This window comes from Nostoc sp., assembly GCF_036917975.1.
GTDB lineage: Bacteria > Cyanobacteriota > Cyanobacteriia > Cyanobacteriales > Nostocaceae > Nostoc.
In genome coordinates this window covers 87,259-113,248 of record NZ_JBALEJ010000113.1, presented here as the reverse complement: position 1 = coordinate 113,248, position 25,990 = coordinate 87,259, and the positions used below count along the sequence as shown (strand labels likewise).

22 protein-coding genes and 2 pseudogenes are annotated in these 25,990 nt (G+C 40.3%); 9 read left to right on the top strand and 15 right to left on the bottom strand.

From position 1 onward, the window contains the following. Positions 1-176: 176 nt before the first annotated feature. A complete protein-coding gene (gene psb29 / locus V7K76_RS34135; RefSeq protein WP_334776950.1) occupies positions 177-884 on the top strand; it encodes a photosystem II biogenesis protein Psp29 in 708 nt (235 codons plus the stop codon). Between the two features lie 139 nt (positions 885-1,023). Here psb29 and V7K76_RS34130 read toward each other — a convergent pair whose 3' ends face one another. The 3 genes from V7K76_RS34130 to V7K76_RS34120 form a co-directional block, all read right to left on the bottom strand. Further along, positions 1,024-1,386: a phage holin family protein gene (locus V7K76_RS34130; RefSeq protein WP_179066968.1), complete on the bottom strand. Its 363-nt coding sequence runs from the start codon at positions 1,384-1,386 to the stop codon at positions 1,024-1,026. Between the two features lie 268 nt (positions 1,387-1,654). After that, positions 1,655-2,335, bottom strand: a complete 681-nt coding sequence (locus V7K76_RS34125) for an ExbD/TolR family protein (protein WP_334776948.1) — start codon at positions 2,333-2,335, stop codon at positions 1,655-1,657. Positions 2,336-2,377: 42 nt separating this feature from the next. After that, on the bottom strand, positions 2,378-3,106 hold the full coding sequence (locus V7K76_RS34120) for a MotA/TolQ/ExbB proton channel family protein (protein WP_334776947.1): 729 nt from the start codon (positions 3,104-3,106) through the stop codon (positions 2,378-2,380). Between the two features lie 261 nt (positions 3,107-3,367). Between V7K76_RS34120 and trmB the strand changes: the two genes are divergently transcribed. The 7 genes from trmB to V7K76_RS34085 all read left to right on the top strand — a co-directional run bounded on the left by trmB (position 3,368) and on the right by V7K76_RS34085 (position 8,183). Further along, positions 3,368-4,021, top strand: coding sequence for a tRNA (guanosine(46)-N7)-methyltransferase TrmB (trmB, locus tag V7K76_RS34115; RefSeq protein WP_334776946.1), 654 nt, complete (start codon positions 3,368-3,370; stop codon positions 4,019-4,021). A 567-nt stretch (positions 4,022-4,588) separates the two neighbouring features. Then, positions 4,589-4,831, top strand: coding sequence for a hypothetical protein (locus V7K76_RS34110; protein WP_334776944.1), 243 nt, complete (start codon positions 4,589-4,591; stop codon positions 4,829-4,831). A 35-nt stretch (positions 4,832-4,866) separates the two neighbouring features. Beyond that, on the top strand, positions 4,867-5,304 hold the full coding sequence (locus V7K76_RS34105; protein ID WP_334776942.1) for a nitrogen fixation protein: 438 nt from the start codon (positions 4,867-4,869) through the stop codon (positions 5,302-5,304). Positions 5,305-5,435: 131 nt separating this feature from the next. Next, entirely contained in the window at positions 5,436-5,957 is a 522-nt protein-coding gene (locus V7K76_RS34100; RefSeq protein ID WP_334776941.1) for a Nif11-like leader peptide family natural product precursor, read from the top strand. A 186-nt stretch (positions 5,958-6,143) separates the two neighbouring features. Then, on the top strand, positions 6,144-7,406 hold the full coding sequence (locus tag V7K76_RS34095) for a nif11-class peptide radical SAM maturase 3 (protein ID WP_334776939.1): 1,263 nt from the start codon (positions 6,144-6,146) through the stop codon (positions 7,404-7,406). A 21-nt stretch (positions 7,407-7,427) separates the two neighbouring features. Beyond that, on the top strand, positions 7,428-7,607 hold the full coding sequence (locus tag V7K76_RS34090) for a hypothetical protein (protein WP_334776938.1): 180 nt from the start codon (positions 7,428-7,430) through the stop codon (positions 7,605-7,607). 399 nt (positions 7,608-8,006) lie between these two features. After that, complete coding sequence (locus V7K76_RS34085; protein WP_334776936.1) at positions 8,007-8,183, top strand: class IIb bacteriocin, lactobin A/cerein 7B family; 177 nt, start codon at positions 8,007-8,009, stop codon at positions 8,181-8,183. A gap of 197 nt (positions 8,184-8,380) precedes the next feature. Here V7K76_RS34085 and V7K76_RS34080 read toward each other — a convergent pair whose 3' ends face one another. The 5 genes and pseudogenes from V7K76_RS34080 to V7K76_RS34060 form a co-directional block, all read right to left on the bottom strand. Then, complete coding sequence (locus V7K76_RS34080; protein WP_334776935.1) at positions 8,381-9,118, bottom strand: peptidylprolyl isomerase; 738 nt, start codon at positions 9,116-9,118, stop codon at positions 8,381-8,383. Between the two features lie 396 nt (positions 9,119-9,514). Then, the gene (locus V7K76_RS34075) at positions 9,515-11,044 is read right to left on the bottom strand and encodes an HlyD family efflux transporter periplasmic adaptor subunit (protein WP_334776934.1); all 1,530 of its coding nucleotides are present in this window, start codon (positions 11,042-11,044) and stop codon (positions 9,515-9,517) included. Between the two features lie 149 nt (positions 11,045-11,193). Then, complete coding sequence (locus tag V7K76_RS34070; RefSeq protein WP_334776933.1) at positions 11,194-13,923, bottom strand: peptidase domain-containing ABC transporter; 2,730 nt, start codon at positions 13,921-13,923, stop codon at positions 11,194-11,196. Then, positions 13,817-14,518 carry a helix-turn-helix domain-containing protein gene (locus V7K76_RS34065; protein WP_334776932.1) on the bottom strand — a complete coding sequence of 234 codons (702 nt, stop codon included), beginning with the start codon at positions 14,516-14,518 and terminating at the stop codon, positions 13,817-13,819. Before V7K76_RS34065 ends, V7K76_RS34070 begins: the two co-directional genes overlap by 107 nt. A 500-nt stretch (positions 14,519-15,018) precedes the next feature. Continuing rightward, a pseudogene (locus tag V7K76_RS34060) lies at positions 15,019-15,198 on the bottom strand (dolichyl-phosphate-mannose--protein O-mannosyl transferase); the annotation flags it as partial. Here V7K76_RS34060 and V7K76_RS34055 point away from each other — a divergent pair. Continuing rightward, positions 15,193-15,378 (top strand): annotated as a pseudogene (locus V7K76_RS34055) (hypothetical protein); the annotation flags it as partial. The pseudogenes V7K76_RS34060 and V7K76_RS34055 overlap by 6 nt on opposite strands. A 45-nt stretch (positions 15,379-15,423) precedes the next feature. Here the strand turns inward: V7K76_RS34055 and V7K76_RS34050 are convergent. The 7 genes from V7K76_RS34050 to ppsA form a co-directional block, all read right to left on the bottom strand. Then, the gene (locus tag V7K76_RS34050) at positions 15,424-16,590 is read right to left on the bottom strand and encodes a hybrid sensor histidine kinase/response regulator (RefSeq protein ID WP_334776931.1); all 1,167 of its coding nucleotides are present in this window, start codon (positions 16,588-16,590) and stop codon (positions 15,424-15,426) included. 11 nt (positions 16,591-16,601) lie between these two features. Next, positions 16,602-17,018, bottom strand: a complete 417-nt coding sequence (locus V7K76_RS34045) for a response regulator (RefSeq protein WP_334776930.1) — start codon at positions 17,016-17,018, stop codon at positions 16,602-16,604. Further along, the gene (locus tag V7K76_RS34040; protein ID WP_334776929.1) at positions 16,993-19,299 is read right to left on the bottom strand and encodes an ATP-binding protein; all 2,307 of its coding nucleotides are present in this window, start codon (positions 19,297-19,299) and stop codon (positions 16,993-16,995) included. The genes V7K76_RS34045 and V7K76_RS34040 overlap by 26 nt, the downstream gene beginning before the upstream one ends. A 458-nt stretch (positions 19,300-19,757) precedes the next feature. Continuing rightward, positions 19,758-21,305 carry a dolichyl-phosphate-mannose--protein mannosyltransferase gene (locus tag V7K76_RS34035; RefSeq protein ID WP_334776927.1) on the bottom strand — a complete coding sequence of 516 codons (1,548 nt, stop codon included), beginning with the start codon at positions 21,303-21,305 and terminating at the stop codon, positions 19,758-19,760. A gap of 145 nt (positions 21,306-21,450) precedes the next feature. Beyond that, a complete protein-coding gene (locus V7K76_RS34030; RefSeq protein WP_334776926.1) occupies positions 21,451-21,810 on the bottom strand; it encodes a XisI protein in 360 nt (119 codons plus the stop codon). Further along, positions 21,780-22,214, bottom strand: a complete 435-nt coding sequence (locus V7K76_RS34025; protein WP_334776925.1) for an element excision factor XisH family protein — start codon at positions 22,212-22,214, stop codon at positions 21,780-21,782. Before V7K76_RS34025 ends, V7K76_RS34030 begins: the two co-directional genes overlap by 31 nt. Before the next feature lie 61 nt (positions 22,215-22,275). Continuing rightward, positions 22,276-25,959: a phosphoenolpyruvate synthase gene (gene ppsA / locus V7K76_RS34020; protein WP_334776924.1), complete on the bottom strand. Its 3,684-nt coding sequence runs from the start codon at positions 25,957-25,959 to the stop codon at positions 22,276-22,278. Positions 25,960-25,990: the final 31 nt, after the last annotated feature.

Below are 25,990 nucleotides of genomic sequence, written 5' to 3'. Positions count from 1 at the left end.
TTGGGCTAGTTTTTTAGGATAAAAGGTCTTATCTCCTATGACTACTAGCTTATAAAATACTTCTGATGTGTATATATTGTAAATGAAACCGTCACTTGCTAAAAGCTCAACTTGGCAAAGTAGCCTTTAAGCGACAGAATAAAGATACGTCGCCCTTAACATTCTCTTTTTTCTTTGTGAATAACGTCCGTACAGTCTCTGATACAAAGCGAACTTTCTACAATCTTCACACCCGTCCGATTAACACTATTTATCGGCGGGTAGTAGAAGAATTGATGGTAGAAATGCATCTGCTGTCAGTAAATATCGATTTTAGCTACAATCCAATTTATGCCTTGGGTGTCGTCACTACTTTTGATCGTTTCATGGAAGGCTATCAACCAGAACGGGATCAAGAATCAATTTTTAACGCCTTATGTCAGGCTATAGAAAAAGATCCGCAACAATATCGGCAGGATGCCCAAAGACTGCAAGCTGTAGCTAAAGGTTTGCCAGTTAAGGATTTAATTGGGTGGCTGGGCCAAAGTACTTACTTAGATAGAGATACTGACTTGCAAGCACAACTGCAAGCGATCGCCAACAATCCTAACTTTAAATACAACCGTTTGTTTGCAATTGGTGTATTTTCGTTATTAGAACAGTCTGATCCCGAATTGGTTAAAGACGAAAAACAACTCACTGAGGCGCTAAAAGCGATCGCAGCCGGTCTGCACCTTTCCGATGACAAACTCAACAAAGATTTGGAGTTATACCGTTCTAACCTAGACAAGATGGCGCAAGCACTGATAGTCATGGCAGATATGCTCTCAGCCGATCGCAAAAAACGCGAGCAACGTAAACAACAATCTACTACCCCAGTTGCTCCCCCAAGTTCCAACGAATAGTTAAGAGTTATTCAATTTTAGATTTTAGATTTTAGATTTTAGATTTTTACTCCAATCCAAAATTCAAAATCCAAAATCTAAAATTAGTAGAGTTTGGAGTTACTAATAAATCATCACTCCTAAATTCTAACTCTTCGCTTCAGACACCCAATATTTTGTAGATTAAGCTGTTAATTATAGTTAGCGCAAATGCCCCAATAACAGCACTCCAAATGCCGTAACGCAAGCGAAAGCCCTCGACTAACCAAGCAGCAATACTAAAACAAACCACAGCAATCATAAATGTGAAAATGCTGGATAATAAGTCTAAAGTAAGTAAATTTGGTACTGCAAAAACGAGACTTAAAATCGGTCTGACTATTGCCGTTACGATACCAAGCACTGCGGCAGAAAGGAAGGCTTTACCTGGAGTGTCAATTTCGACTCCCAGAGGCAATTTGCTAATAATCAACAAGCTGATAGCTGTTACTACCCAAACAATTAAAAGCGTCACAATATTCATGCCACAACCCCTGAAACGTGAATGGCAATTGGTGATAAATTACTTCAGTTTATCGGTGGAAAAATCTTTAAAGCTCAACCAATTATTTATAAATTAGCAGTAAATTTTTCTCTAGCCGAATTTTATTTCAGATATCTTTAGGTTTGGGAAAGAGATTAGAGAGAAATGGGGAGCAGGGAGCAGGGAGCAGGGAGAAGAATTTTCCCCTCCGCCCCCCGCACCCTGCCCCTCTGCATCTTTTCAATGCCCAATGCCCCATATCCCTATATCATCTTTTAAGAGGAGGTTGGGTTTGTTTGGGTGCTACAGGCGCTTGGGATGCTGGTGGGTTAGAAATACCAGGATTGATAGGACTGATGCCTTGTCCAGTTGGAGGCTGACTTACAGCAGGAAAGGGCACAGAATTAGGTGCTGAGGGAAATTTAGGGATAATATTCCCTTCAGGATTGATGCCCGGAACTGGTGCAGCACCAGGATTGATTGGGAAAGCAGGGACAAGCGGTTGGTTAAGTGAGTTTATGGGTGGTTGAGATGGGCCAGGGATAATTCCCAAAGAAACGCGATCGCCCCCTACTTGCCGCAGTAAGTCCAATGTCTCAATTACATCATTGTAAGTTGCTGTTCGGGAAGCATTCAGGACAACAACAGCATTGGGATTTTGTTGGAGATACTGTTTTAAGCTCTGTCTCAAATCTTCCTGTTTTACAGGTTGCTTTTCTATATAAGTATTACCAACGGCATCAATAGTCACAATCACACTTCCACTCTGTGAGGTTATGCCAGATATGCTACTAGGGCTGGCTTTAGGCAAATCCACATTGATTGCCTGTTGCCTGGTAAATTGTAATGCCGCTAACAAAAAAAACGTCAGAATACAAAAAACGACATCAATTAAAGGGATGATTTGAATTTGGACTTCTTCAATTGGAGTATGTAGATTAACTTTCATGTCTTACTCTAAAATCTGGTTCGGAGGTTGAATTTTTGACTATTAATTAGCTGTATTCGGGGGTTCAGGAGGTTCAGGAAGCCTAGTTTTTCCTGGGTTGCGGGGTGGAGTGAAATTTTCCCGTACAATTGCTGATGTCCGATTGCTAAAATCAGGTGGGGACTGGCGATAGAGCAATTCCATCTCATTGCCTGCCTTGCGAAAAACTTTGACTTGGTTGACTACAAAACTTTGAAATAGGCGGTAAAATACCAAAGCAATAATCGCAACTATTAACCCACTTGCCGTACTAATTAAGGATTCACCAATACCAGTAGTCACCCCAGCAGTGGATTCAGTTCCCAAATCGCCAATTCTAATTGAGCCCAGAGAGTGGATTAAACCCAAAACTGTGCCCAACAATCCTAGCAGTGGCGCTAAGGCAATCACAGCTTCTAAAAGTTTTTCGCCCCGCCGCATCCCAGCTAATTCGTCTTCTGCTGTAGCCTCCAGCGCGAGTCGAAAGGTTTCCACATCGTTTTTCGTTAAGCGTAGAGGGGCATAGAGAAAACGCCCGACAGGCTGATCGCTCGCTTGTTTAGCGATGTCCGCAGCTAATTCCCAATTATCTTGGGCAGCATCCAGGATGCGATCGACTATTTGCTTTTCTTGAGTCAAAATTCGGAACCAGAACCACAAACGCTCAAAAATCACACTCACAGCCAGAATCGATAAAACAAGCATTGGCCACATCGCTGGCCCGCCTTTATAAAACAAATCTAAAATATCCACTGTTTAAGTTTCCTCCCTCCATGACTAAAGCAAATGTGTTAAGGCATTTTAATTCTAGAGATTAATGCAAAATGAGGGACTTCCAAAATATAAATTTCTCGAAAACCTCAAAAAACAGGCGTATTTGACTGCGATTACTATAAAACTTGATGCTGGGTAAGTAATTGAATGATAGACCGATAATTTTTGGCATACTTTTGTTAGACTTCCTTGTAACCTGGGTTTCGCCACAAGATATTTTCACGTAAAGGAGAGCAAATTTTGGCAGCAGTCCGAGTCCGCCAGCATGTTAATCCACTTGGTAAAAAGTATCAAACACCAGCAAGTCCCCAAGACTGGGAAAAAATTTATGTAAAGCCAAATCAACCACTACATTTAGATATTGGCTGCGCTAAAGGAGTATTTTTATTGAATATGTCCAAGATAGAACCCAATTGGAATTATCTAGGCTTGGAAATTCGGGAACCTCTGGTGGTGGAGGCGAATAAGTTACGTTCTGAGTTAGGTTTAACAAACCTGCACTATTTATTTTGCAATGTGAATAACTCACTGCACTCGCTTTTATCTTCCCTCCCTTCAGGAAGGTTACAACGCGTTACAATTCAATTTCCCGATCCTTGGTTTAAAACCCGCCATGCGAAACGTCGTGTAGTCCAACCAGAACTAGTGGCAGATTTAGCTAATTATCTTGCGGTTGGAGGAGTTGTATTTCTGCAATCAGATATGGAATTTATCGCGGTGGAAATGCGCGATCGCTTTGCTGAAAATCCAGCTTTTGAGAAAATTGGTATAGGAGAATGGTTGCCTGAGAACCCCCTACCAGTCCCCACAGAACGGGAAATAAGTACGCAAAAAAAGGGTGAACCTGTTTATCGAGCTTTGTTTGTCAGGCGAGAAGTTGTGAATGAGGAGTAGTTATAGTTTAGTGCGATCATGCGATCGCCTAGCGCTATGGAAAATATCGCTTGTTATCTTGACATTTTAGAGTTTATATGTTCCTTTAATTTGATATAGAGTAACTGGACATTAGACATCCTCTGTCAATTGGCAATATTTTCGGGACATAAATGTTTTAGTTAATGGTCGAAATTGCCTGAGATATGAAATTTAAATTGCTATGCGAGAGTTTACAGCTTGAGCAAGTGATAGATATATGATATATGTCCCTACAGAAAAATAGAGCTAAACCACATCTATTCTGAGAACCATAGTTTTTAAAAGTAGTGGGAGCATCTTGCTCCCTACTGGTAGTAGCGGGCAAGATGCCTGCACTACTCCAGGTTTCAAAACGGACAAGGTTTAACTAAAAAACGATAATTTTTTAGTGACATAAAAGTTTTATTTGTGTCTAATTTAGAGTTATTAAGATATAGAGTAAGTAGCTTATTTTTTCCTAATATGAGGACATCTTAGGGAATTACACTAATTACTATAATTGCCTAAAAGATAATCAATAGTCCAAAAAATAAGAGGAAAATCAAGATGGAAGCTAAAGAAAGAAAGTATAACAGTCAAATTGAAATTAACGATTTGATTGATGATGCTGTGAAAAATGCTGTGACTCGTCGAAACGAAGTTTTGGATTCAGAAGAAGCTTTGTTATCTATGTCTGATGAGGAAGCAAAAAACGTTGCAGGTGGAATATGGCTAATAATACATGGTGTGATTATTAGAAGACCTCCTTTTATTTACGGAATCATTATCAATCCAGCTTTGACCTTGTAGTCATAAAAAACTCTGTTTAGTTGGAGGCTTAATTGATGGAAGATATTGCTGCTGATAAAACTACACTTTGCCCTAGTGCTAGACCAGAATCAGTGGATAGTTTTATTTTCGGTATTGTCAGTGGAACAGTTACAGAACCCCGTGTAACTTATCTCAAGCAGCCACTACCTATCACCAATGAACTCATAGCAAAAGCTAGTCCAATTACACCCACCGAAATTTTCCGGATGGCGACAGCTTGCGCGGCTAAAGCTTGTCTGCATTTTGATGGACAAGATTGTCGTCTAGCGAAACAAATTGCTGAAAAATTACCCGCAGTCACAGAGGAATTACCCCCTTGTTCTATCCGCCGAGATTGTCGGTGGTGGCAGCAAGAAGGCAAGGCAGCTTGTATGCGTTGTCCGCAAGTAATTACAGATAACTACAATCCGTCTGAAGTAGCAATTCAAGTATCAAAACTAGCTGCTGGTTAAGCACAACCACAGATTAGGTTTGTCAGGCAAAAGAACTTTCTAACAAAGATTTCATTAAGTAATTTCAGGAGATTATTATGTCAAAGTAAATGAATCAAAGGCATCTCAAAAGTCAAATTTAAATTGCAGACTTGATTGCAGAGGCAGTTGATAATGCATCCGCACGACGCAACCAAGTTTTAGATGTGAAAGAATCGCTGTCAGATTTGTCTGATGAAGAGGAGAAAAGCATTACTGGCGGTTCAATCAAACCAATAATTTTCGGATATTTAATTAATCAAGGTCAGGAGAATATTATGTCTCTAGAACATGTCAAAGGTTTTTACGAAACGCTAGCAAATGATGAAGCATTTCGTAATCAAATTCAAGGCGTTAATAGTAAAGAAGAATGTAGCCAAATAGTTAAAGCTGCCGGCTACGATTTCACTCTAGAAGAGTATGAAGAATATACCGCTCAATTGCTAGAGTCTGCCGATGATGAAGGTGAACTCAAGGATTTAAGCGAAAAAGAACTGGCAGCAGTTTTTGGTGGATTAACTGGGTGGGGCAAAATTCAACCATTATATGGAGGTGTACGTCCATGGCCACGTCCATGGCCACAACCAGGGCCACAACCATCATATGGAGTTATTCGGCCAACTGACATAGCTTAGGGAACCGTCTGTTGCTAATAGAACAGATTAATTTTATAGGGACGGATGGCGATTTGTCCGTCTCTTTCATAAATTCAAAGGAGAATCGAAATGACAAGCAGCGAATTTTAACAACAAACTAATATCTATCACGACGAATGGAGATTTGTTTGTCCCTTTCTAGAAAAATTAATTGAGGGTATTTTAATGACTTATCGCCGAATTAGTTATGCCGTTTGGGAAATTACACTCAAGTGTAATCTAGCCTGTCAACACTGCGGTTCTCGTGCTGGTCATACAAGGACAAATGAACTTTCCACAGCAGAAGCCCTTGATTTAGTCAAACAAATGGCCGAAGTGGGAATTACAGAAGTAACCATAATTGGTGGTGAAGCTTTTCTCCGTCCTGACTGGCTAGAGATTGCCCAAGCAATTACCAAAGCTGGGATGTTGTGTGGTATGACCACTGGGGGTTATGGTATCACCTTAGACACAGCCCGCCGGATGAAGGAAGCTGGTATAGGCGTGGTTTCTGTGTCGGTTGATGGCTTAGAAGCAACTCACGATCGCCTGCGGGGCAAACAAGGCTCGTGGCAATGGGCATTTAAGACTATGAGCCATCTCAAGGAAGCAGGTATCCCCTTCGGCTGCAATACGCAAATCAATCGTCTGTCTGCACCAGAATTTCCCCAAATTTACGAGCATCTCCGCGATGCTGGAGTCTTCGCTTGGCAAATTCAGTTGACTGTACCGATGGGCAATGCTGCCGATAATACTGATATTTTACTGCAACCTTACGAACTATTGGATATATACCCAATGATTGCTCGTGTTGCCCAACGCGCAAAGCGAGAAGGGGTACAGGTACAGCCTGGGAATAACATCGGCTACTACGGCCCCTATGAACGATTGCTACGGGGTGGGGATGCTTGGTCATTTTGGCAGGGATGTAGCGCTGGACTGTCTGCTTTAGGTATTGAAGCCGATGGTGCTATCAAAGGTTGTCCCTCACTACCGACCACAGCCTACACTGGCGGCAACATCCGCGACTATTCACTGCGAACAATTATTGAAGAAACCGAGGAACTACGGTTTAACTTAGGGGCTGATACTCCCAAAGGAACATCACATCTATGGGGCTTTTGCAAGACTTGTGAATTTGCAGAACTCTGTCGTGGTGGTTGCAGTTGGACTGCTCATGTTTTCTTTGATAAGAGAGGTAATAATCCTTATTGTCATCATCGCGCTCTCACTCAGGAAAAAGGCGGTATTCGGGAGCGAGTATTTCTCCAACATCGGGCGGATGGAAACCCCTTTGATAATGGGGAGTTTGGGCTAATTGAGGAACCAATAAATGCTCCTTGGCCTGAAAACGATCCACTTCATTTTACTAGCGATCGCATTCAATGGCCAGAAAGTTGGGAAGAAGAGGCAAATCTAGCATCATCTTTAGTTGGTTCTAGTAATTAAAAACTGCAAAACACCATTTTTATGAATAATATCTCTACTGATATCCCTCCAGAAAATACGACTGTTCCCGACTCTCAAGCAACCCTATTACCTCGTTCACCTTGGAATAGCCAACTAGCTTATTTGAGAACTATTTTTCGTGCAAAGAAAGCTCTAGACCGCATTGAGCAGGAAGCAGGTGTTGTGAGAAGTGAAAGCTGATTAATTGCTAAGAATAAATTCATCTGATGCTAAAAATTAAATATTTATTATCTGTCAATCAAAGCTTTATTTTGGGTTGATTTTTTCTCGACTCTAGTCTTGAAGGATTACATAAACAAATAGTGACATAAATATTATATATATATCACCAGATTAGATTTGCATATTTAAAAAAAATACTAGAGATTGTTTTTGCTAAAAATAGTAATGGCTTTGGGTAATAAATAGTGACATAAATAAATCATTTTTGTCTAAAAATATCGTAATTAAAATCTTGTTATCACGAATTTTATAAAATATAATTTTATAAAATATGATGATAATCAGAACAGAGAATTCAAAGTCTAATTTCAATTCAAATCAACAACTTTACTTCATACTTCATAACAGGTCTACAAAATGGCTAAGATTACAATTTCAGATATCGATATTTCTTCCGATGCCGAAAGCTTAATGATTGCGCTTACAGAGTATGAATTAGAGTCAACATCTGGAGGTATAATCCAGTTACTAATCATAGTGTTTGGAGTAGGCTATGCAATTGGCACTGGTATTGCAAAAGCTTTGGATTTATAAAGCAATTAGCTAGTTTTGATGGTTTGTAGTAAGGATTTTAGTGTTTATAAAATAATGACTAAAGTCCTTACTAAGAACTTAAATCATCAATTCAAGACGGTTTTTTACTGATGTCGAGCCTGGAGAATTTTCGCGAAGTTTGGGTGCTTTGGTAAGGAGTAACAATCGCCGCTAAAACTCTAGGCATAGCTTGAAGACTAATCAAGTTGAATATTAAATTCAGCTTGCTGACTTTGTACTTTTAGCCATCCAAAATACAAATTCGTAGCAATTTTTTGATACAGATTTTGATTTAGTGATGCTTGAATAACCTCCTCTACAAAAATTAAATGTATTCCCTTAGAAGTCACAATTGGTTTAAGAACCTCTGGCGGTTTAGCAGTAAAAACAGCAGCAGAAATCTCTGGTTTTAAATCCTGACGGCGCACTATCCCCAAATATCCACCCTTGCGACGCAATTCTACATCCTGAATATATTTGTGAGCAACATCATAGAAACTCATCTCACCTTCCTTAATCGTATAGAAGAGTTCTATGGCTAAATCTTCATCATCCAGAACAACTTCATACATCACCACACCAACATAGTCTAGTTGATTTTCAAAGAAATAAGGTTCAACTTTGTCTGCAAACAAATGTTTTACCAACTTCCCAGAGATTAGACTTATGTAAGCAATTTCTTCAAAATCATCTATAGATAAACCATGTTTATCTAACCATTTCCAAGTATCTTCAGCACTATCAAGTTTATTCGCTAATCGTATTTGGTCTGCTGCTTTCTGAAGTTCTTCAACCTCTACTTTTATCCCAGCTACTTCAGCAGCCGCTATAATCACTTTACGGTGAATAATCTGCTCAACTATTTCAGGAATTTTACAAGATAGTTTAACTTCCTGAAGAATGTCTTCGTTGGTAATAGTGATAGGTTGTGACATGATATTTATCCTAAATTTGATTGTCAAAATTAAACATGAGATAATGCTTAAATTTTCATATTAAGCAAAGCAAAACATCTCAAAGATTCTTCATTTCATCTGAAACTCCTTAAATTGAGAGGATAGCGATAAAAAAATAAGCCACATTTTTTACTGAGATAATCCCTTCACCATAAGCTTCAATTGAACAAGGATATCTCTCAATACGGTTCGGTTAAGATCCCCCCGCCTACGGCGACCCCCTTTTTAAGGGGGTAAATAGGAGGAAGAGCAAGCCTTTTTTAAGGGGGGTTGGGGGGATCTCCGAGAGCCAAATATACTAACCGAACCGTATTGGGATATCTCTACATTCCCAATTCCCATATCCTGCGGAGGTAGGGAAGGCGGTTAGCTTTTCTACAATTTCACTCCCCCTTGCTGCAATTTCTTAAACGGATCGAGTAGGAAATCAATAATTCGACGTTGGCGTATAATCACTTCAGCCGTCGCCGTATCCCCTGGACGCAGGGGAATACATTTATTTGCAGAGGGAATACAATTCTGTTTTAGGGCAATATCTAAGTTATAAGCTGCAACTTTTCCATTAGGGGTATCTATTTGTGTAGTAGTAGAAGAAATCTTAATTAACTCCCCTGGTAGAACCCCATAATCCTGAAAAGGATAAGCATCAAATTTTATCTTTACTGGTAATCCTGTTCGCAAAGAACCACTTTCAGTAGTTGCCATTTGTGCGCGAACTATTAAAGGTGAATTAAGTGATGCAATCTCCGCTAGCATTGTCCCCGGCTGCACAACAGATCCAGCTTTTTCAATCGGCAATTGAAACAATACACCACTCGCAGTAGCTTTGATATCTCGTTGTCCTAACTGAAATTTTAATGATTCAATCTGTCTTTGACTTTGAGCAATTTCTGACTTTAGCGAAGTAATATCTGTTTCTAGACTTTTCTGTTGTTCTTGAATTTTTAGCACAGCTAATTCACAAGAACGGGTCAAAGTTTCATTACTCCTTTCCTGTTCTTTTAGTCGCAATCGAGCCTGTTCAATATCTGCATTGGTTTGACGAAGATTTCGTTCGTAACTGCTGTGTTGTTCTGCCAGACTTAACTTAGCTTGTTCTATATCTGACTTAGTTTGTTCATATAGTTTTTGCTTCTCTTGAGCTATATCCTTCTTGTCTACTACATTAATTTCTGGTACAACTCCTTCTTGTTTTAGTTTACTATAGCGTTCAACTTCCCTCTGAGTACTTACCAAACTACTTTCCACTAACTTACTAGTAGTTCGACTATGTTCAAGAGTTTGTCGTGCCTGATTAACTTGAGCTAACTTTTCATCTTTTTGTAATTCATAGGCATTCTTTAGAGCATTCAAACTCTGTCGCGCTTGATCAATTTGTGCTTGCTTTTCTAACTGCTGAGATTGATTTTGTTGCTCTTGAGTTGCTAAAGATACAAATAACTGATTTTTTGACGATTTTAACTGAGTAAGACGGTTTAACTGTCCCTCTAGCTTATCCTGCGCTTGCTGCAAATCTGCTTTTACTAACTCCGATTCTAACAACAATAAAGTCTGCCCAGCCTTAACTGATTCACCTTCTTTAACTCGAATTTCGGCAACGGTTCCAGCCACGGCAGCATCAAGCCTAATTGTCTTTTCTTTAGGCTCAGTCCGCCCTATAGCTGTACCTGTTTCATCTACTTCCGAGAGCATTGCCCAAGGTAAAAATATAGACACAAATACAACCAAAAAATATAGTAGTCCCCTAGTCCAAATCTGGGGTAAGCTATCAAGTGATTCTTTGGTAACATCAGACCAATCATTGCTTGATATGGGCGGTATTTGTGGAGCTAAAATTTCCTGATGAGATGTGTCTTCTGGGAGTGAGCTAGTAACCCGTCCATTTAATAATGGAGTATTTGTCATGATGATTTCTGATACTAATTTTTAACTTTGGATGAGTAATGGTTACACAATTGCTTATTAAGTATTCTGACTTCTCATAGTATCTGGAAAACCTCTCTCTAAATCTCTCTCCTATAAGTAGAGAGACTTTGAGTTTTCCTCTTAACTGTTCACGCTACTCCATGTAACTGCTGTTGATTCAGATAAAAATAATGTCCCCGTTTCGCCATCAATTCTTCATGAGAGCCACTCTCAATCAAAACGCCTCTGTCTAGCACCAAAATCAAATTTGCATTTTGCACGGTGGAAAGACGATGAGCAATTATTAATGTGGTTCTTCCTTTGAGAATTGTGTTGAAATTCTGCTGTATAATCCTCTCTGACTCAGTATCTAAATGGGACGTTGCCTCATCGAAAATCAATAATTGGGGATTACCTAATAAAGCCCTGGCAATAGCTATCCGTTGTCGCTGTCCCCCAGATAATAACCCCCCACCTTCACCAATTTGGGTTTCATATCCCATAGGCAACTTTTTAATAAACTCATCAGCACCCGCCAGTTCTCCTGCCTCAATCACCTCTGGTAAACTTGCCCCAGGATGTCCTAAGCTAATATTTTCTCGAATTGTTCCGCCAAATAAAAAGGTATCTTGGTCAACTACTCCAGCTTGCTGACGTAAGGAACTTAAGGAAATACTGGTAATATCCTGTCCATCAATTAAAATTTTGCCATCTGTAGCTGGATACAACCCTAAAACTAACTTAGAAATGGTAGTTTTTCCCGAACCACTACGTCCCACCAGCGCTACCATTTGCCCTGGTTTCATTTCAAAACTGAGATTCTCCAGGATATTGATATCGCTTTCTGGGTGATAGCGAAATGTCACTCCCTCAAAGCGAATATGACCCTGAATTTGTGGTAAATTTTGTCGTGGTTGGTGATGTAAATCCTCTTCTGGCTCTGCATCTAATACATCATTAATGCGTTCGACTGCAATCACAACTTCCTGCAATTGATTCCACAATACGGTTAAACGTTGAAAGGGTGTAATAATATTCCCAAGCAGCATATTAAATGCCACTAATTGCCCAATAGTTAACTGGTTATGAATAACTTGGTATGCCCCAAACCATAGCAAACCAGTAGTGATTAGTGCTTCAATGGTATTACTAAAGATTTGCAACCGATTGCTAATAATTTGCCCGGAAAAGTTAGTTTTTATCTCTTTATTTAATAACTCTTCCCAATGCCAACGGACTGTTTGTTCCACCGCCGTAGCTTTCACCGTCCGCACACCAGTTAGGGTTTCAATTAGGTAACTACTCTCCTGGGCAACAGCATTAAATATTTCTCTGGAAATCCTTTGTAAAAAAGGTGTGGCAATCAACGCTAGTAAGGCAAAAGGCGGGATAATTAACAACACCAACAAAGCCATTTTCCAACTGTACCAAAACATTAATCCTACATAGATAAAGACGGTGAGTAAATCTAGCAGGATAGATAATGCTTCACCTGAGAGGAAGCGTTGAATTTTACGGTTTTCCTGGACGCGAGAGATAATATCTCCCACGTAACGGGACTCGAAAAAATTCAAGGGTAGCCGTAGGGTATGGCGTATAAATCCCACAATTAGCGCCAAGTCTATCCTATTAGCTGTGTGGTCTAGGAGATATTGCCGTAACCCTGTCATCGCCACCCGAAACAGGCTAAACATCAGCAACCCTAACCCCACTGCTGTTAAGGTGAGTTCCGATCGCTGCACTACTACCCGATCTAAAATTAACTGGGTGAATAAGGGCGTAACTAGTCCAAATATCTGGATAAATACCGAAGCAATAAACACCTCCAGCATTACCAAAGAGTGAGGCTTCATCAGCTCAAAGAATTGCCAAAAGGGAGTGGATGTCTCTTTGGTATCTTTGAGCATGGCTGTCGGTTGCAGCAGCAATGTGTAACCAGTCCAGTTGGCTTTAAATTCGGCGTGGCTGAGGGTGCGTTGACCGATGGCGGGATCGGCTACAATGACGTACTTGGGGGTAATTTCGTAGACAACAATGTAATGCTTGCCTTCCCAGTGAGCGATCGCAGGCAATTTTTGCTTCGCCAACTGTTGAAGGCCAGCTTTCACAGGGCGTGTAGCAAAACCAATACTTTCTGCCGCCACCAATAACCCCCGCAAGGATGCACCATTGCGATCTACATTGGCGATATCCCGCAAACGATTGACACTAAAGCGTTTTCCCCAATAGCGAGACACCATCACTAAACAAGCTGCACCACAGTCGGATGCACTGTGTTGGGCAAAAAATGGGTAACGCCGCATCGCCCGTTGCCATAAATGCCCGACTTGCACAGTAGGATTGGGAAAATAGGCTTTGCTAATTTTTTTTTCGCCCGATAAATCCCCAGACTTTGACAAAATCTTTATTTGATGATCTGTATTTGACTCAGCCGCCCTGACTGGGGGATGATCTGAGTCCACCTGTTGGGGATTCCGGGACAGCGCCTTAGCCCACAAATGCTCCCGAATTTGGGGATATTTAGCCATCAATGGCCACAACACCTCAGCAGGAATAAAGCACAGTTGCAAGTTTACTGAAGCCCTTGCTGCATAAGGTTTAAAGTCACCCTCCTTGAACAAGGTAAATTCCCCAAATGAGTCTCCGGACTCCAAAGTGGCGATTAACTCATCTAAGCTATCCAGCAACCTGACTTTGCCTGCGATCGCAATATAGATTCCCGATTCCGCATCAGTTCCTTGCCAAAACTTGCCGACTTTTGGGTTGATAAATTTAACTTGTTGAAGACAATGTTGATATTCCTCTGTGGAAAGAGAATAACCCAGAGTATTGTTGAACTGTTGCAGAGAAACCAACTGAGCAGATATATTTTGCGCCATAAATGTCAGAATTTTTTCCTAATTTTGCAAAATTAATCGGTAATAATTCGGAATTATCTGCAAGAGTTGCTGATTTTAGGTCACAAATCAAAATTTTGGAACCCTGAGTCTGTTCAGTATTGTTGGATTTTGGTAGTGTGGATAATCCCATTTGTTTAAGCAGTCGCTTCAGATGGCGATCGCTCACCTCAATCCCCAATTCTTTTGCTAGATGTTTCCCCAGCCAGTTTGCTGTCCACCGATGAAAAGAATAGCCATGATCGCGAGGACTGCTGTTAACTAGTTCTTTTAAACGTTCTAAATACTCGTCATTGACTGCCTTCGGACGACCAATGGGGCAATCTTGCCATTGGTGCGCCATCCCAGTCCGGGCTATGTGTGTCCAATGTCGTGCTGTTGCTGCACAACATCCCAAGGTTTGACAAATCGACTTTTGAGTTTTTCCCTCATCTGCCAACAACATGATTTCAATGCGTTGGCGGTAGGATTCAGGTAAACTTTTTTGCAAGCTTTCTAGCAGTAATTTCCTCTGAAATGATGTTAAATACTTACTGCTAAATACATCATATTTGAGTTGATTTTGTCGGTGAGACATATACCTATAATTTACTAGTTTTTATAGACACATGAATGTCTTATGCTAAATGCATAATTTGCTAACCACCTCTTAATAAGTAGATAACATATTGCAAGAGTTAATTTTTGCTCTTAGATGTAATATCTATCACTTTTTGTGAGTTTATGCAAAAACTATAGGAATCGTACTTGAATCTTGCTAATAGACTGAGAAACAAACCTTTGTATGGCAAGCTTCTAGCCAATTTGGTTTTTCAGAAATCAAATGTGAGTCCTATATATAATTAAAAGTAATATCATCTATGAAACCAATCGGCTTAATATTGCTTTTGCAACTCATAGATTATGCTACACATCCTATTCATTAATTCCGAAGAATAGTCGCTAAATTTTTAATAAAGTTTTTTCAAGACTGTCGAAGTTAATCGTTGACAGAAAAGACATAATATGTATTATGTCTTTCACGTATTCAAGCTTGATTCTTCTATGGTTTTTCAGCGATTCCCAATGTCCGTTTAATTAAATCCAAGAGGTGAACCACATTCGCAGCTTATAACCAGCAGGGGAAAGGGGTAAACCCAAATAAATAGGCATCCAGAAAATAAAAGCAGCCAGAATGATAAAAGTAATGGTGACGCCTAGCGCCCGGAGTTGTTGATAATAACTGCGAAGACACTGATCAACAAACCAAGCGATCGCTTTGCTGAAAATCCCTTTTTTGAGAAAATTGGTATAGGAGAATGGTTGACTGAAAACCCCCTACCAGTGCCCACAGAAAGGGAAATAGGCACGCAAAAAAAGGGTGAACCTGTTTATCGGGCTTTATTTGAAAGGGTGAAGATTGATACTCTCAGGTCTAAAGACACACTCGATTCTTGAGTCTAAGACATAACTTGCTATAGCTGGATTGCTGAAGCTTTACCCTTACCGGATGGTTTGTAAAGGGAGGGTGACGGTAAAGGTTGTACTTACTCCAACTTGACTATTGATTACAATCTCGCCTCCGTATGCATCGACACACTTTTTAGCGATCGCTAGCCCCAAGCCGGTACCAGGAATGGTTCCAACATTGCCCGCACGTTGGAAAGGCTGAAACAGTCGCTTTTGGTCTTCTTGAGGAATGCCAATTCCCCAATCTTGAATTCGGAAAATTACTGTTTTTTGCTGACCAATTAGTTCAAAACGCACTAGTCCGTCCAGTAGTGAATACTTAATAGCATTGGTAAGTAAATTGCACAAAATGTGCCGCAGCAAGCTTTTATCCCATAGTGCTTCGCCTAATTGCCCAAAACTGTTGAATACCAAAGTCAGATGTTTCTCACCTGCCATTAATCGAACTTCTTCGACCAGTTGACGGCAAAAAGCTTCTAAATCTAAGCTGATGAGTTCACAATGCAGTCTACCAGAATCAGCTTTACCGATGAATGAAACTTCATCTAATAGCTGCGCCATATTTTTGATCGCCGAGCTAATCATTTGCAAATGATTCAGTTTTTTCTCTTTGGTCAATTTTTCGTCGTAGTTTTGTAGCAATCCAGCAGCCAAGAGAATAGTATTTAGGGGATTGCGGATGTCATGGGAGAGCATCGAGACAAATTCAGATTTTAATTGGTTGAGTTCATTGGCTTTCAGCAGTTCAGCAGTTCGTTCTTCAACCCGGATTTCTAACGTTTCATTGACCGTGCGTAATGTTTCTAAAACTTGCTTGCGCTCGATCGCATAACGCAAAGAGCGAACCAATACATCTGAATTTATCTGGCGCTTGATTAGATAATCTTGTGCCCCCTGTCGCACTGCCTCAATTGCCAGTTCTTCGTCATTTGTATTGGTTAGGACAACAATCGGTATGTTTGGAACTTGACCAATCAGAGGAGGCAGAGATGACAATCCTTCGCTGTCAGGTAGAGATAAATCTAACAAAATAACGTCGTAATTACACTGAGTTAGTTCCTGAAGCGCTTCCCCCAATCGCTTCACATGAACCAGACTAAACTCTTGGGACTGACCTTGCATCAGAAACTTTTGTAACAACCTAGCGTAAGGTAGGTTATCCTCAACTAACAAGATTTTTACTGAGTAGCTCACAACCATAATTTCGGTTTTCACTCTAATGGCAGCGTCACAGTACAGAGCCAAAATTCTTCAATACTCTTGACAATTTGGAATAGCTGGTTAAGGTTCCGGGATTTAGTGATATAGCAATTCACATGCAAATTGTAGCTCTCAATAATGTCATCCTCATTTTTTGAGGTTGTTAAGACAACGACTGGAATACGTTTTAGTACTGGGTCAGTTTTAATTTCCGCCAGAACTTCTCTACCATCTTTTTTGGGCAAATTCAAATCGAGGAGGATGAGGTCAGGGCGCGGTGCATTAGCATATTCGCCTTCTTGGCGTAAATAAGCCATAGCATCTATGCCATCTCTGGACGTGACCACCTCATGTGGCATCGAACTATTTTTCAACGCTTCTTGAATTAAGCGAATGTCGGCTTTATTGTCCTCGACTAAAAAGATCATTTTTTGTTTTTCTCCCCTTTCTACGCTCAAGTTCACGTCCTCCAACTGGAATCGTAAAGTAGAAGGTTGCGCCTTCACCCAGTTTTGACTCTATCCAGATCCTTCCCCGGTGGCATTCGACAATCTTCTTACATATAGCTAAACCCATACCTGTACCGATATATTCATCCCGTGTATGTAGGCGCTGAAAGATCACGAAAATGCGATCGCTAAATTGTGGGTCAATGCCAATTCCGTTATCCCGGACTGAGAACAGCCATGCATCTTCTATCCTTTCTGCTCCCAGATGGATTTGTGGCGGCTGGTCACTGTGGAACTTAAGGGCGTTACCAATGAGGTTTTGAAATAGCTGCATCAGTTGGGTACTGTCAGCCATCACGGTTGGTAAGGGATCGTGGGTGATAGTAGCCCCAGTTTCATTAATCCGTTGACGCAAATTGCTTAAGGCCCGATTTAAGGCTGTCTCTACCTCGGTTATTTGAAATGCGATCGCCTGCATATCGACTTTCGAGTATGCCAGTACGTCATCAATCAAAGTCTGCATCAAGTTAACTCCCTCCACTGCGTAGCTGATAAACTCGTGGGCTTCTGCGTCGAGTTTTTCGCCATAACGCATCTCCAACAGCTGGACGTAATTCACAACTTGATTAAGAGGTTCTTGCAAGTCATGGGAGGCGACGTAGGCAAACTTTTTCAGGTCGGCGTTAGAACGTTCTAAATCCTGCGCTAACTGGGCAAGTTCATCGGCTTGACGCAGCACAATATTGACAATTGCTTTTCGCAGTTCTAATGCTGCTTTAACTTCTATATCTTTCCAAGGTAAAGATGTTAAGCGGACGGTTTCTTTCCACAGTTCAAATGATTTGCGTGGACATAAACGGACATTTCCTTCTGACTGGCTAACTTCAAATGCCTGATTAGGATCGCCACCCCAATTTACAGTTTGAATTACTTCCGGTCGAAACCACAAAACATAATTTCGTTTGGCAATGGGAATAGCTAATAAACCGCTAGCAACGTTTTTAAAACTTTCGGCATCTGAATAAATCTGCGGCAAAGAATCTGTATAGAATACTTCTTCCTCAACGTTATTCTTGAGCCATTGGACTAAAAAATTCAGGTCTTCTTCTTTCGGCGTTTCACCAACTACCCGACAATTTCCCCCAGAACACACAGCTGCGCCTTGAGCGCTAGCCAAATCTAAAATATACTGCGGGTTTTTAACTAAACCATCAATAAAGTTTTCGTCTTCAGACATATATTCAATCAAGACTGATTGAATACGTGTCAGATTTATCTGGCGATCGTGGTCTTCTGTCTCTTCTCTTGCTGAGATTTCAGCAAATATTAATCGCCCCAAAAATTCGCAAGCTTTACGCAATTCGTAGGAAATATATTTAGAGGACTGATGATGACAAGCAATTAGTCCCCAGAGTTTTTGGTCTTTAATTAAAGAGATCGTAAGCGAAGCCGCAACACCCATATTATGTAAGTACTCTAGATGACAGGGAGCAGGACTTCTGAGAATAGAGTTGGTTAAATCAATCGGGCGATCGCTAATTGGATTATTGACAGGAAAAATTTTTACTGGCTCAGAAGAAGAATCCGGTATGATTCTGATCGAATTGACAGCGAATATTTTTTTCGCTGATTTGGGAATATCTGACTCTGGGTAATGCAGTCCTAAGTATGGTTCTAGGCTTTCTAGTTTTTCTTCAGCGACAACAGAACCATGACCATCATCATCAAATTTATATAGCATTACCCTGTCAAATTCCGTTATTTTCCCCACTTCTTGAACGATAACTTGACAAAACTCTCGGAGATTTGATGTTTTTTTTAGTTGATTTATGGAGGCTTGAGCTAAATGATAAAAGCTTAAAAATGGAATAGTTTCTTGAGTAATAGCAGGTTCTAATTCCAGAATTAAAAATTTTTCTTCATTGCGGTGAAATACTGCATCAAATACTATGTATTCATCATCTTTTTTTCGCACCCAAACTCTGGTGGAATTGATGAAATCAAGATTTGCCCCGGATAGCCCTGTTTTAATTTTCTCTATTTGGAATGGATCGAGTAAATCTTCTAGTTTTTTTTGTAACATATTTTCGGGAGTGATTCCGAAAATACTTAATGTATTAGTGCTAACTTGTAATATTTTTAGCTCCGGCTCCTCCAAGACTAACAGGATACCATGAGGCTGAATTTGACTAGAAAGATGAATCGATGCCTCTTTTAAGCTAATTAAATTAATGTCTGGCAATTCTAAGTTCATTTTCATGACGATCCGCCTCTATTGTTCAGGATCATCAAAACTAGGTATCTATAATAACAATAACGGAGAATGATAAATGTAAAAAATTTTATAATTTCTCATTCATTATTTTTAGTTAATATCTAATTCACCATGCCCTGGTGTTGCGTTTTGCAGCTTTAATATTTATCTGCTTGCGCTTTTAACAGTCTAACAGTAATTAAAGCTACATAGTGATAAGAAATGTCAACTCTATGTGATTAAAGAAATCTCTATATGTGTAGCTATGTTAAGGGACTTCCAAATAAAAAAATATCCCAAAACTGACGCAAAAATCCTCTGCATTTCTCTTCTCTCTGTGTTCTCTGCGTCTCTGTGGTTCGTTTATTTAGATAATTTATTTCTTGGAAGTCCCTAAGTTGAGAAATTAGTTAGGAGTTAGGAGTTAGGAGTTATTATTCTTCCCATGCCCAATGCCCCTTTAATCAAATCCAAGAGTTAAACCACATTCGGAGCTTATAACCGTCAGGGGAGAGGGGTAAACCCAAATAAATAGGCATCCAGAAAATAAAAGCAGCCAGGATGATAAAAGTAATGGTGACACCTAGCACCCGGAGTTGTTGATAATAGCTGCGAAGACACTGATCGACAAACCAAGCGATCGCTAAAAATACAAACACCACTGCACACATATAATGATAGATAAAAACGCACCTCGTCACCTCTACCCAAGGTAATAAGTTAGCAGCATAATTGATGACTATATACAAGGCAATCCAAGTATCAACACTAAGAGTTGCTCTCCCAGAAAAACGCTTTTCCTTTACCCAAGGAATTATAATTTGTGACACTAGCATTCCTACTAAAAACAACATCGCAGCATCACCAAACCACCATAAAAATGGATTACCCATTGCATGGACATCATAAATAACTTGTCCAGCACCAGCAGGCAAAGGTGGCCCCATTACAGGTAATGGTTCGGTGATACTTTCTGCCGTTTGATAATAATATGCCATTGGTCTAGTCATCAAAGGCCATTTATACCAAGCAGCACAGTAAGGATGCACATCTGAACTATTACCACCTAAATGCAAATGAAATTTCAAAATTTGCTGATGTACTGCAATAAATCCATAAGTTTTATCTAGCTGAAGGTGAGGAATCCAGATGATGCTGTATATAAAAGCTGGGATAATTCCTAGATAAAATAACATCTGGAAAATATTTAGCTGAGTCAAGTTTTGTAGTGGTGACTCAGATGATAGGGATGGTGAAAATGGTAGAGAATAAGTACTAACTCCTGAATTATCGCTCCTGAATTCTGACTCCTGAATTCTGCCTCCTGCTTTCTCCAATGAAGGGGATGTAAAAAAGAGTTTGGAGTTAGAAAAAGAATGTATTAAATGAATTACCCAAGCTGCTATCCAAACAAGATAAGCACCTGACAGGAACCATAAACCATTCCATTTAGTACCAACTGATGCACCAAAAGCAATGCCAGCAAAAACTAGCCAAAAAGAACGTCGCCGATTTTGGTTATCTAATGCCAATAATAAAAACCAGTGCCCTAATAAACCAAAGATGACGATATAAATATTACTTAAAGCATAGCGAGACTCAACTAGAAAAATGCCATCACAAGCTGTGAACAATCCTGCAATTATTGCAAATGTACGGCGATAACTCAATTGATAAGCGATCGCACCGACAACTAAAGGGATAAATGAGCCTGTGAGGGCATTTAGCCAACGATAAGTCCAAGGCGATCGCATTGAACCTGTCAGTCCATTTACGGTATCGTGCCAAAAAGGAATGTGACTACCAATCCAAATGCCGATGCCGATAATATATTGACTTAGCGGCGGATGAGCATTGAAAAATGGTGTCCGCGTGAGATAATCATTACCGAATTTAGCAAAGTAAACTTCATCAAATACCAGAGTGTTGAATCGCTCCAGTCCCCAAAACCGTAAGGCAAGTGAGAGAAGAAATACACTCACCATCCCAATTCTGAACCATTTTTTAGTCATTAGTCATTAGTCATTAGTCATGGGGCATTGGGCATGGGGCATGGGGCATTGGACTACTCCCTACTCCCTACTCCCGCCCCAACGGGGCTTGGTTATGGCGATCGCAATCATACAGGTAGTTATCCAGAAGTTCAACTACTGTTGGTTATGCGATCGCAAATTCTGAATCTTTCCGCAGTTCCTCAGACCGAAATCCCAATACAATCCGATCCTTCGCCACACCAGCCCTAACTAGTTCCGTTGCTACCCCCTCTTCAGTGCCATCACGTTGAATCCAAATTTTGCCATCAATAATATCAATGTGAATCATACAACCGTGAACGCGACGAGTCACAGTCGGAGACAAATCATAAGCTGGTTCTCTTCCCAAAATCATCAAGAGATAGCGGTCTTGATCGCTATCGAAAACTGTTTCAAATTGAATATCACCAGCGCTGAAGGGGATTTTTGTATGTTCAATCAGAATATTCCGAATCAACTGCCTGTATTGCTCCAAGGTATCCATTTAAAAATAACCTCTTGTTCTAGCTGAAATAGAACAATATGAACTTTGTAATCTTCTACCAAAATTTTAGCAATTGGCTCATCAAAAATATCGGCGTATACTTCGTCCCTAACGGCGAGATAGAGGACGCGATCGGGATTGGTTCTAGTCATCACAGAACGGTATGCAAGGTACTGTCCTAATGCGTGTTCGAGAGCCGTCATGTCTGATACGCTGCGAAACGTTTTAATCTCAACGGCTATCTGTTGTCCTTCCTTTTCAGCAGCAATCAATTTTTCTGCACCCAAGTCAACATACATATCCCTTTTTCCCCACTTCAAATGAAAGGGATCGTCGGTAATCGTCCAGCCATCTTTGATTAGGGCATTTTTGACATTCTCGTGGTAGCGGTCTCTAACTGGCATACATTACTCAAATTACGAATTACGAATTACGAATTACGAATTACGAATTACGAATTACGAATTACGAATTACTACCCTCGACTTTTGCCACTTCTAGCATTGTCTTTAAAACCGAATCTGGATTCAGACTAATCGAGTCAATTCCTTGTTCCACCAAAAACTGGGCAAATTCTGGGTAATCGCTGGGTGCTTGTCCACAAATGCCGATTTTGCGGTTATGTTTTTTTGCAGCTTTTATAGCCATTTTCACCATTTCCTTGACAGCTGGACTGCGTTCATCAAACAATCTCGCTACCAACGCCGAATCTCTGTCTATCCCCAGTGTTAGCTGAGTTAAATCATTAGAACCGATTGAGAAGCCATCAAATACATCTGCAAACTCCTCAGCCAGAATCACATTACTGGGCAACTCACACATCACATAAACTTGTAAGCCGTTAACACCTTGTTTTAAACCATTTTTTGCCATCTCTGCCAAAACCAAACGCCCCTCATCGGGAGTGCGACAAAAGGGAATCATTGGGATCACATTCGTCAAACCCATCTCTTCGCGTACCCGTTTGATGGCGTGACATTCTAGGGCAAAAGCTTCTCTGTAACCTTCATCGTAGTAACGCGCTGCACCTCGCCAACCCAGCATGGGATTTTCTTCATTGGGTTCAAACTGTCGCCCACCTAACAAGTTGGCATATTCATTACTTTTGAAATCGGATGTTCTGACAATCACAGGTTTGGGATAAAATGCCGCTGCAATTCTACCTATACCTTGGGCTAATTTATCGACAAAATATTGAGGTTTATTGTCATAAAGTGAGGTAATTTCAGCAATTTTACCTTTCACAAATTCATCTTTTAGCAATTCATGATGAATCAACGCCATTGGATGAATTTGAATTTGGTTAGCGATGATAAATTCTGTCCGTGCTAAACCTACGCCATCGTTGGGAATTGCCGATAAACTTAATGCTTCTTGAGGATTACCCACATTCATTAAAATTTGAGTGCGGGTGCGGGGTAAGTTCTCTAAGGGGACTTCTTCAACTTCAAAAGGTAATAACCCTGCATAAACTTTTCCTTCTTCCCCTTCAGCGCAAGAAATTGTTACTTCTTGACCAGGTTTTAAGATTTCTGTAGCATTACCGCATCCCACGATCGCAGGTACACCCAATTCTCGCGCAATAATTGCGGCGTGACAATTACAGACAATCACTGGTGTATATTTGCTGGTGAACACAACATAGTTATGATGTTGGGCAACTGTAATGTTGAAAACATCATCATGAGTCTCTCGTTCAACTGCAACCACCCGTTGCATCCGAATATCACCTGCAATTAAGTGATGGAATTTACCAGTTTTCTGTAGTTGTTTGTCAGAAATCAGAAAATTATTATCTCTTCTGAGTTTTATCTGTCCTGTGGCATTGTCATCAAATAGTTGTTTGGTAGCAAAGAAGCGTGTTTGTATTACTCTATCGCTAACTTTCCCTTTAACTCTGTTGGTAAACTGGAATATTTCTGCTAATTTCTCAACCAACTGTACATTGTGTATTCCTCTATTTCTTGTCACTTGAGGAACAGTACCTATTTTTAAACAAGCTACCATTACAGCTTGCAAGAGAATTTCTTCTGACACATATATATGAATGCGATTATTAAAGTAACAGCCATCTCCATCAATTACACCTGCTAGAAAATTGTAAGCAACTTCCACAGAGCTATTGAGCAATATACTAACAATATTTTGCTCTTTATCGTACAATTCGTAGGCTATTTTTTTAGAATAGAGTCTGTAAGCTGTTGCTTCACCTACTACTAATTGACCTCTTATATATCCAGAAGAAGCTTTTTTGTGATATGCGACAAATGATTTATTGTAAAGTGTATTTACGCATTCATGCATAGCAGTTATAAATTGCTGCTTTGGCAAAGTATCCTTTTGGATAAACTGTACCTCTCCATGAGTACGACTTTTATAAATTGAACCATCTGTGAGAATACCTCCTAAGAAGTAAGCCATCTTGATATTTTCTTTTTGAGGCATATCTAACTGCGGGATATTTTCTGCTATCACGACCATTTCTTGGGCTGTGAGCATATCTTGAATTTCAGTTTTTAGATATTCGCCACCTCTAATATTAATCATTTTGTGATCCGGAGTCAGGCGCAAGTAGTTATCAGTCACTCTACCTGTTTGAGAAACGCTGACACTAATCATTTTTGATTGTCTTTTCATCGAATCAAGAATTGGTTGCCATTCTATTTTGTTCGTCTGGGTGTTTAATGATAGAGTTAGCAAACCTTCATAACCTTGCTCATAAATCTGCTGCAAGGTCATAAAACCTTTGTTGGTTAAAACTTTTGTTTTCCCATAAAAGCACGTGCGGCCTCCAGAATTGGTGACAATTGCACTGGCGCGTTTCATAATTGGTTCCCAATCGGGGTCAGTTCTTTCTGTCACCAAAACTTCCCCAACTTGGAACTGGTCAAGTTTCTGAACATCTAAAATTAGGCGTGCTTTCCCTTGACTAATAGCTTCCCCAATCGCACTTCCCGTAACCAGGGGAATTGGGGATTGAGAATCAGAAAGTGAGGATTGGAAAGATTTTTCCCCATTCCCTATTCCCCATTCCCTATTCCCCAATAACAAACGATAACTCCGCAGCACATTTCCTGTTTTCTGTGACTGGACGGTTTCGGGACGCGCTTGCACAATAAAAAGTTGGTTAGTAATTCCATCTTTTGCCCACTCGATATCCATTGGGGTGAAAATGCCGTGGACTTGGGAATAATGGTCTTCAATTAAACATGCCCAATTTGCTAGTTGTAAAATCTCTTCATCACTCAGGGCAAATTTACCTCTTTCGCTGGCCGAAACTAAAACATTTTTCGTAAGTTTTGAGCCGTCATCATAAATCATTTTCAGTTCTTTACTGCCCAATTTCTTATCGATAATTGGACGAAAACCAGCTTTTAAAGTTGGCTTAAAAACATAATATTCATCGGGATTTACTGACCCCTGAACAACGTTTTCACCTAAACCGTAGGCGGCTGTAATTAGTGCTGCATCTTTAAATCCGGTTTCTGTGTCAATAGAGAACATTACTCCAGAGGTTGCTAAGTCAGAACGCACCATTTTTTGTACGCCAACGGCAAGGGCAATGCTAAAGTGGTCAAATCCCTTGGCGTGACGATAAGAAATAGCGCGATCGGTAAATATGGAAGCAAAGCATTTATGACAAGCTGCTAAAACCCCCTCAGCACCGACAACGTTGAGGTAGGTTTCCTGCTGTCCGGCAAAACTAGCGTCGGGGAGGTCTTCAGCTGTGGCACTGGAACGGACTGCTACATCTGTCTCTGTATGGTATTGTTCACAGAGGCGATGGTATGCTGTGGCGATCGCCTCCCGCAATTCTACCGGAAATGGGGTGTGGATTAATAGCGATCGCGCTTTTTTTCCCCGTTCTCGCAAATTTTTGACATCCTCAACATCTAAATCTGCAAAGAGTTTGCGTAGCTTTGCTTCTAACCCTGCTGATTGAATGAAATAACGATAAGCGTAAGCAGTGGTGGCGAATCCAGTGGGAACGTTAATACCTTTGGGCGTTAGCTGTTGAATCATTTCCCCCAGCGAGGCATTTTTACCACCAACTACCGGGATGTCAGCAATGCCAACTTCATCAAACCACAAGATGAGCGATCGCTCTTGGGCAGATAGAGATAAAGTGCTTTTAGATACTGTAGTCATAAATATTACCTTTTAAGTTTATACTCAACTT

Bases quoted from the DNA above. Each gene is read 5' to 3' on its own strand.
- V7K76_RS34130 (WP_179066968.1), bottom strand. From the start codon at position 1,386: ATGAATATTGTGACGCTTTTAATTGTTTGGGTAGTAACAGCTATCAGC.
- V7K76_RS34125 (WP_334776948.1), bottom strand. From the start codon at position 2,335: ATGAAAGTTAATCTACATACTCCAATTGAAGAAGTCCAAATTCAAATC.
- V7K76_RS34110 (WP_334776944.1), top strand. From the start codon at position 4,589: ATGGAAGCTAAAGAAAGAAAGTATAACAGTCAAATTGAAATTAACGAT.
- V7K76_RS34105 (WP_334776942.1), top strand. From the start codon at position 4,867: ATGGAAGATATTGCTGCTGATAAAACTACACTTTGCCCTAGTGCTAGA.
- V7K76_RS34095 (WP_334776939.1), top strand. From the start codon at position 6,144: ATGACTTATCGCCGAATTAGTTATGCCGTTTGGGAAATTACACTCAAG.
- V7K76_RS34090 (WP_334776938.1), top strand. From the start codon at position 7,428: ATGAATAATATCTCTACTGATATCCCTCCAGAAAATACGACTGTTCCC.
- V7K76_RS34085 (WP_334776936.1), top strand. From the start codon at position 8,007: ATGGCTAAGATTACAATTTCAGATATCGATATTTCTTCCGATGCCGAA.
- V7K76_RS34080 (WP_334776935.1), bottom strand. From the start codon at position 9,118: ATGTCACAACCTATCACTATTACCAACGAAGACATTCTTCAGGAAGTT.
- V7K76_RS34075 (WP_334776934.1), bottom strand. From the start codon at position 11,044: ATGACAAATACTCCATTATTAAATGGACGGGTTACTAGCTCACTCCCA.
- V7K76_RS34070 (WP_334776933.1), bottom strand. From the start codon at position 13,923: ATGGCGCAAAATATATCTGCTCAGTTGGTTTCTCTGCAACAGTTCAAC.
- V7K76_RS34065 (WP_334776932.1), bottom strand. From the start codon at position 14,518: ATGTCTCACCGACAAAATCAACTCAAATATGATGTATTTAGCAGTAAG.
- V7K76_RS34050 (WP_334776931.1), bottom strand. From the start codon at position 16,590: ATGGTTGTGAGCTACTCAGTAAAAATCTTGTTAGTTGAGGATAACCTA.
- V7K76_RS34045 (WP_334776930.1), bottom strand. From the start codon at position 17,018: ATGATCTTTTTAGTCGAGGACAATAAAGCCGACATTCGCTTAATTCAA.
- V7K76_RS34040 (WP_334776929.1), bottom strand. From the start codon at position 19,299: ATGAAAATGAACTTAGAATTGCCAGACATTAATTTAATTAGCTTAAAA.
- V7K76_RS34035 (WP_334776927.1), bottom strand. From the start codon at position 21,305: ATGACTAAAAAATGGTTCAGAATTGGGATGGTGAGTGTATTTCTTCTC.
- V7K76_RS34030 (WP_334776926.1), bottom strand. From the start codon at position 21,810: ATGGATACCTTGGAGCAATACAGGCAGTTGATTCGGAATATTCTGATT.
- V7K76_RS34025 (WP_334776925.1), bottom strand. From the start codon at position 22,214: ATGCCAGTTAGAGACCGCTACCACGAGAATGTCAAAAATGCCCTAATC.
- ppsA (WP_334776924.1), bottom strand. From the start codon at position 25,959: ATGACTACAGTATCTAAAAGCACTTTATCTCTATCTGCCCAAGAGCGA.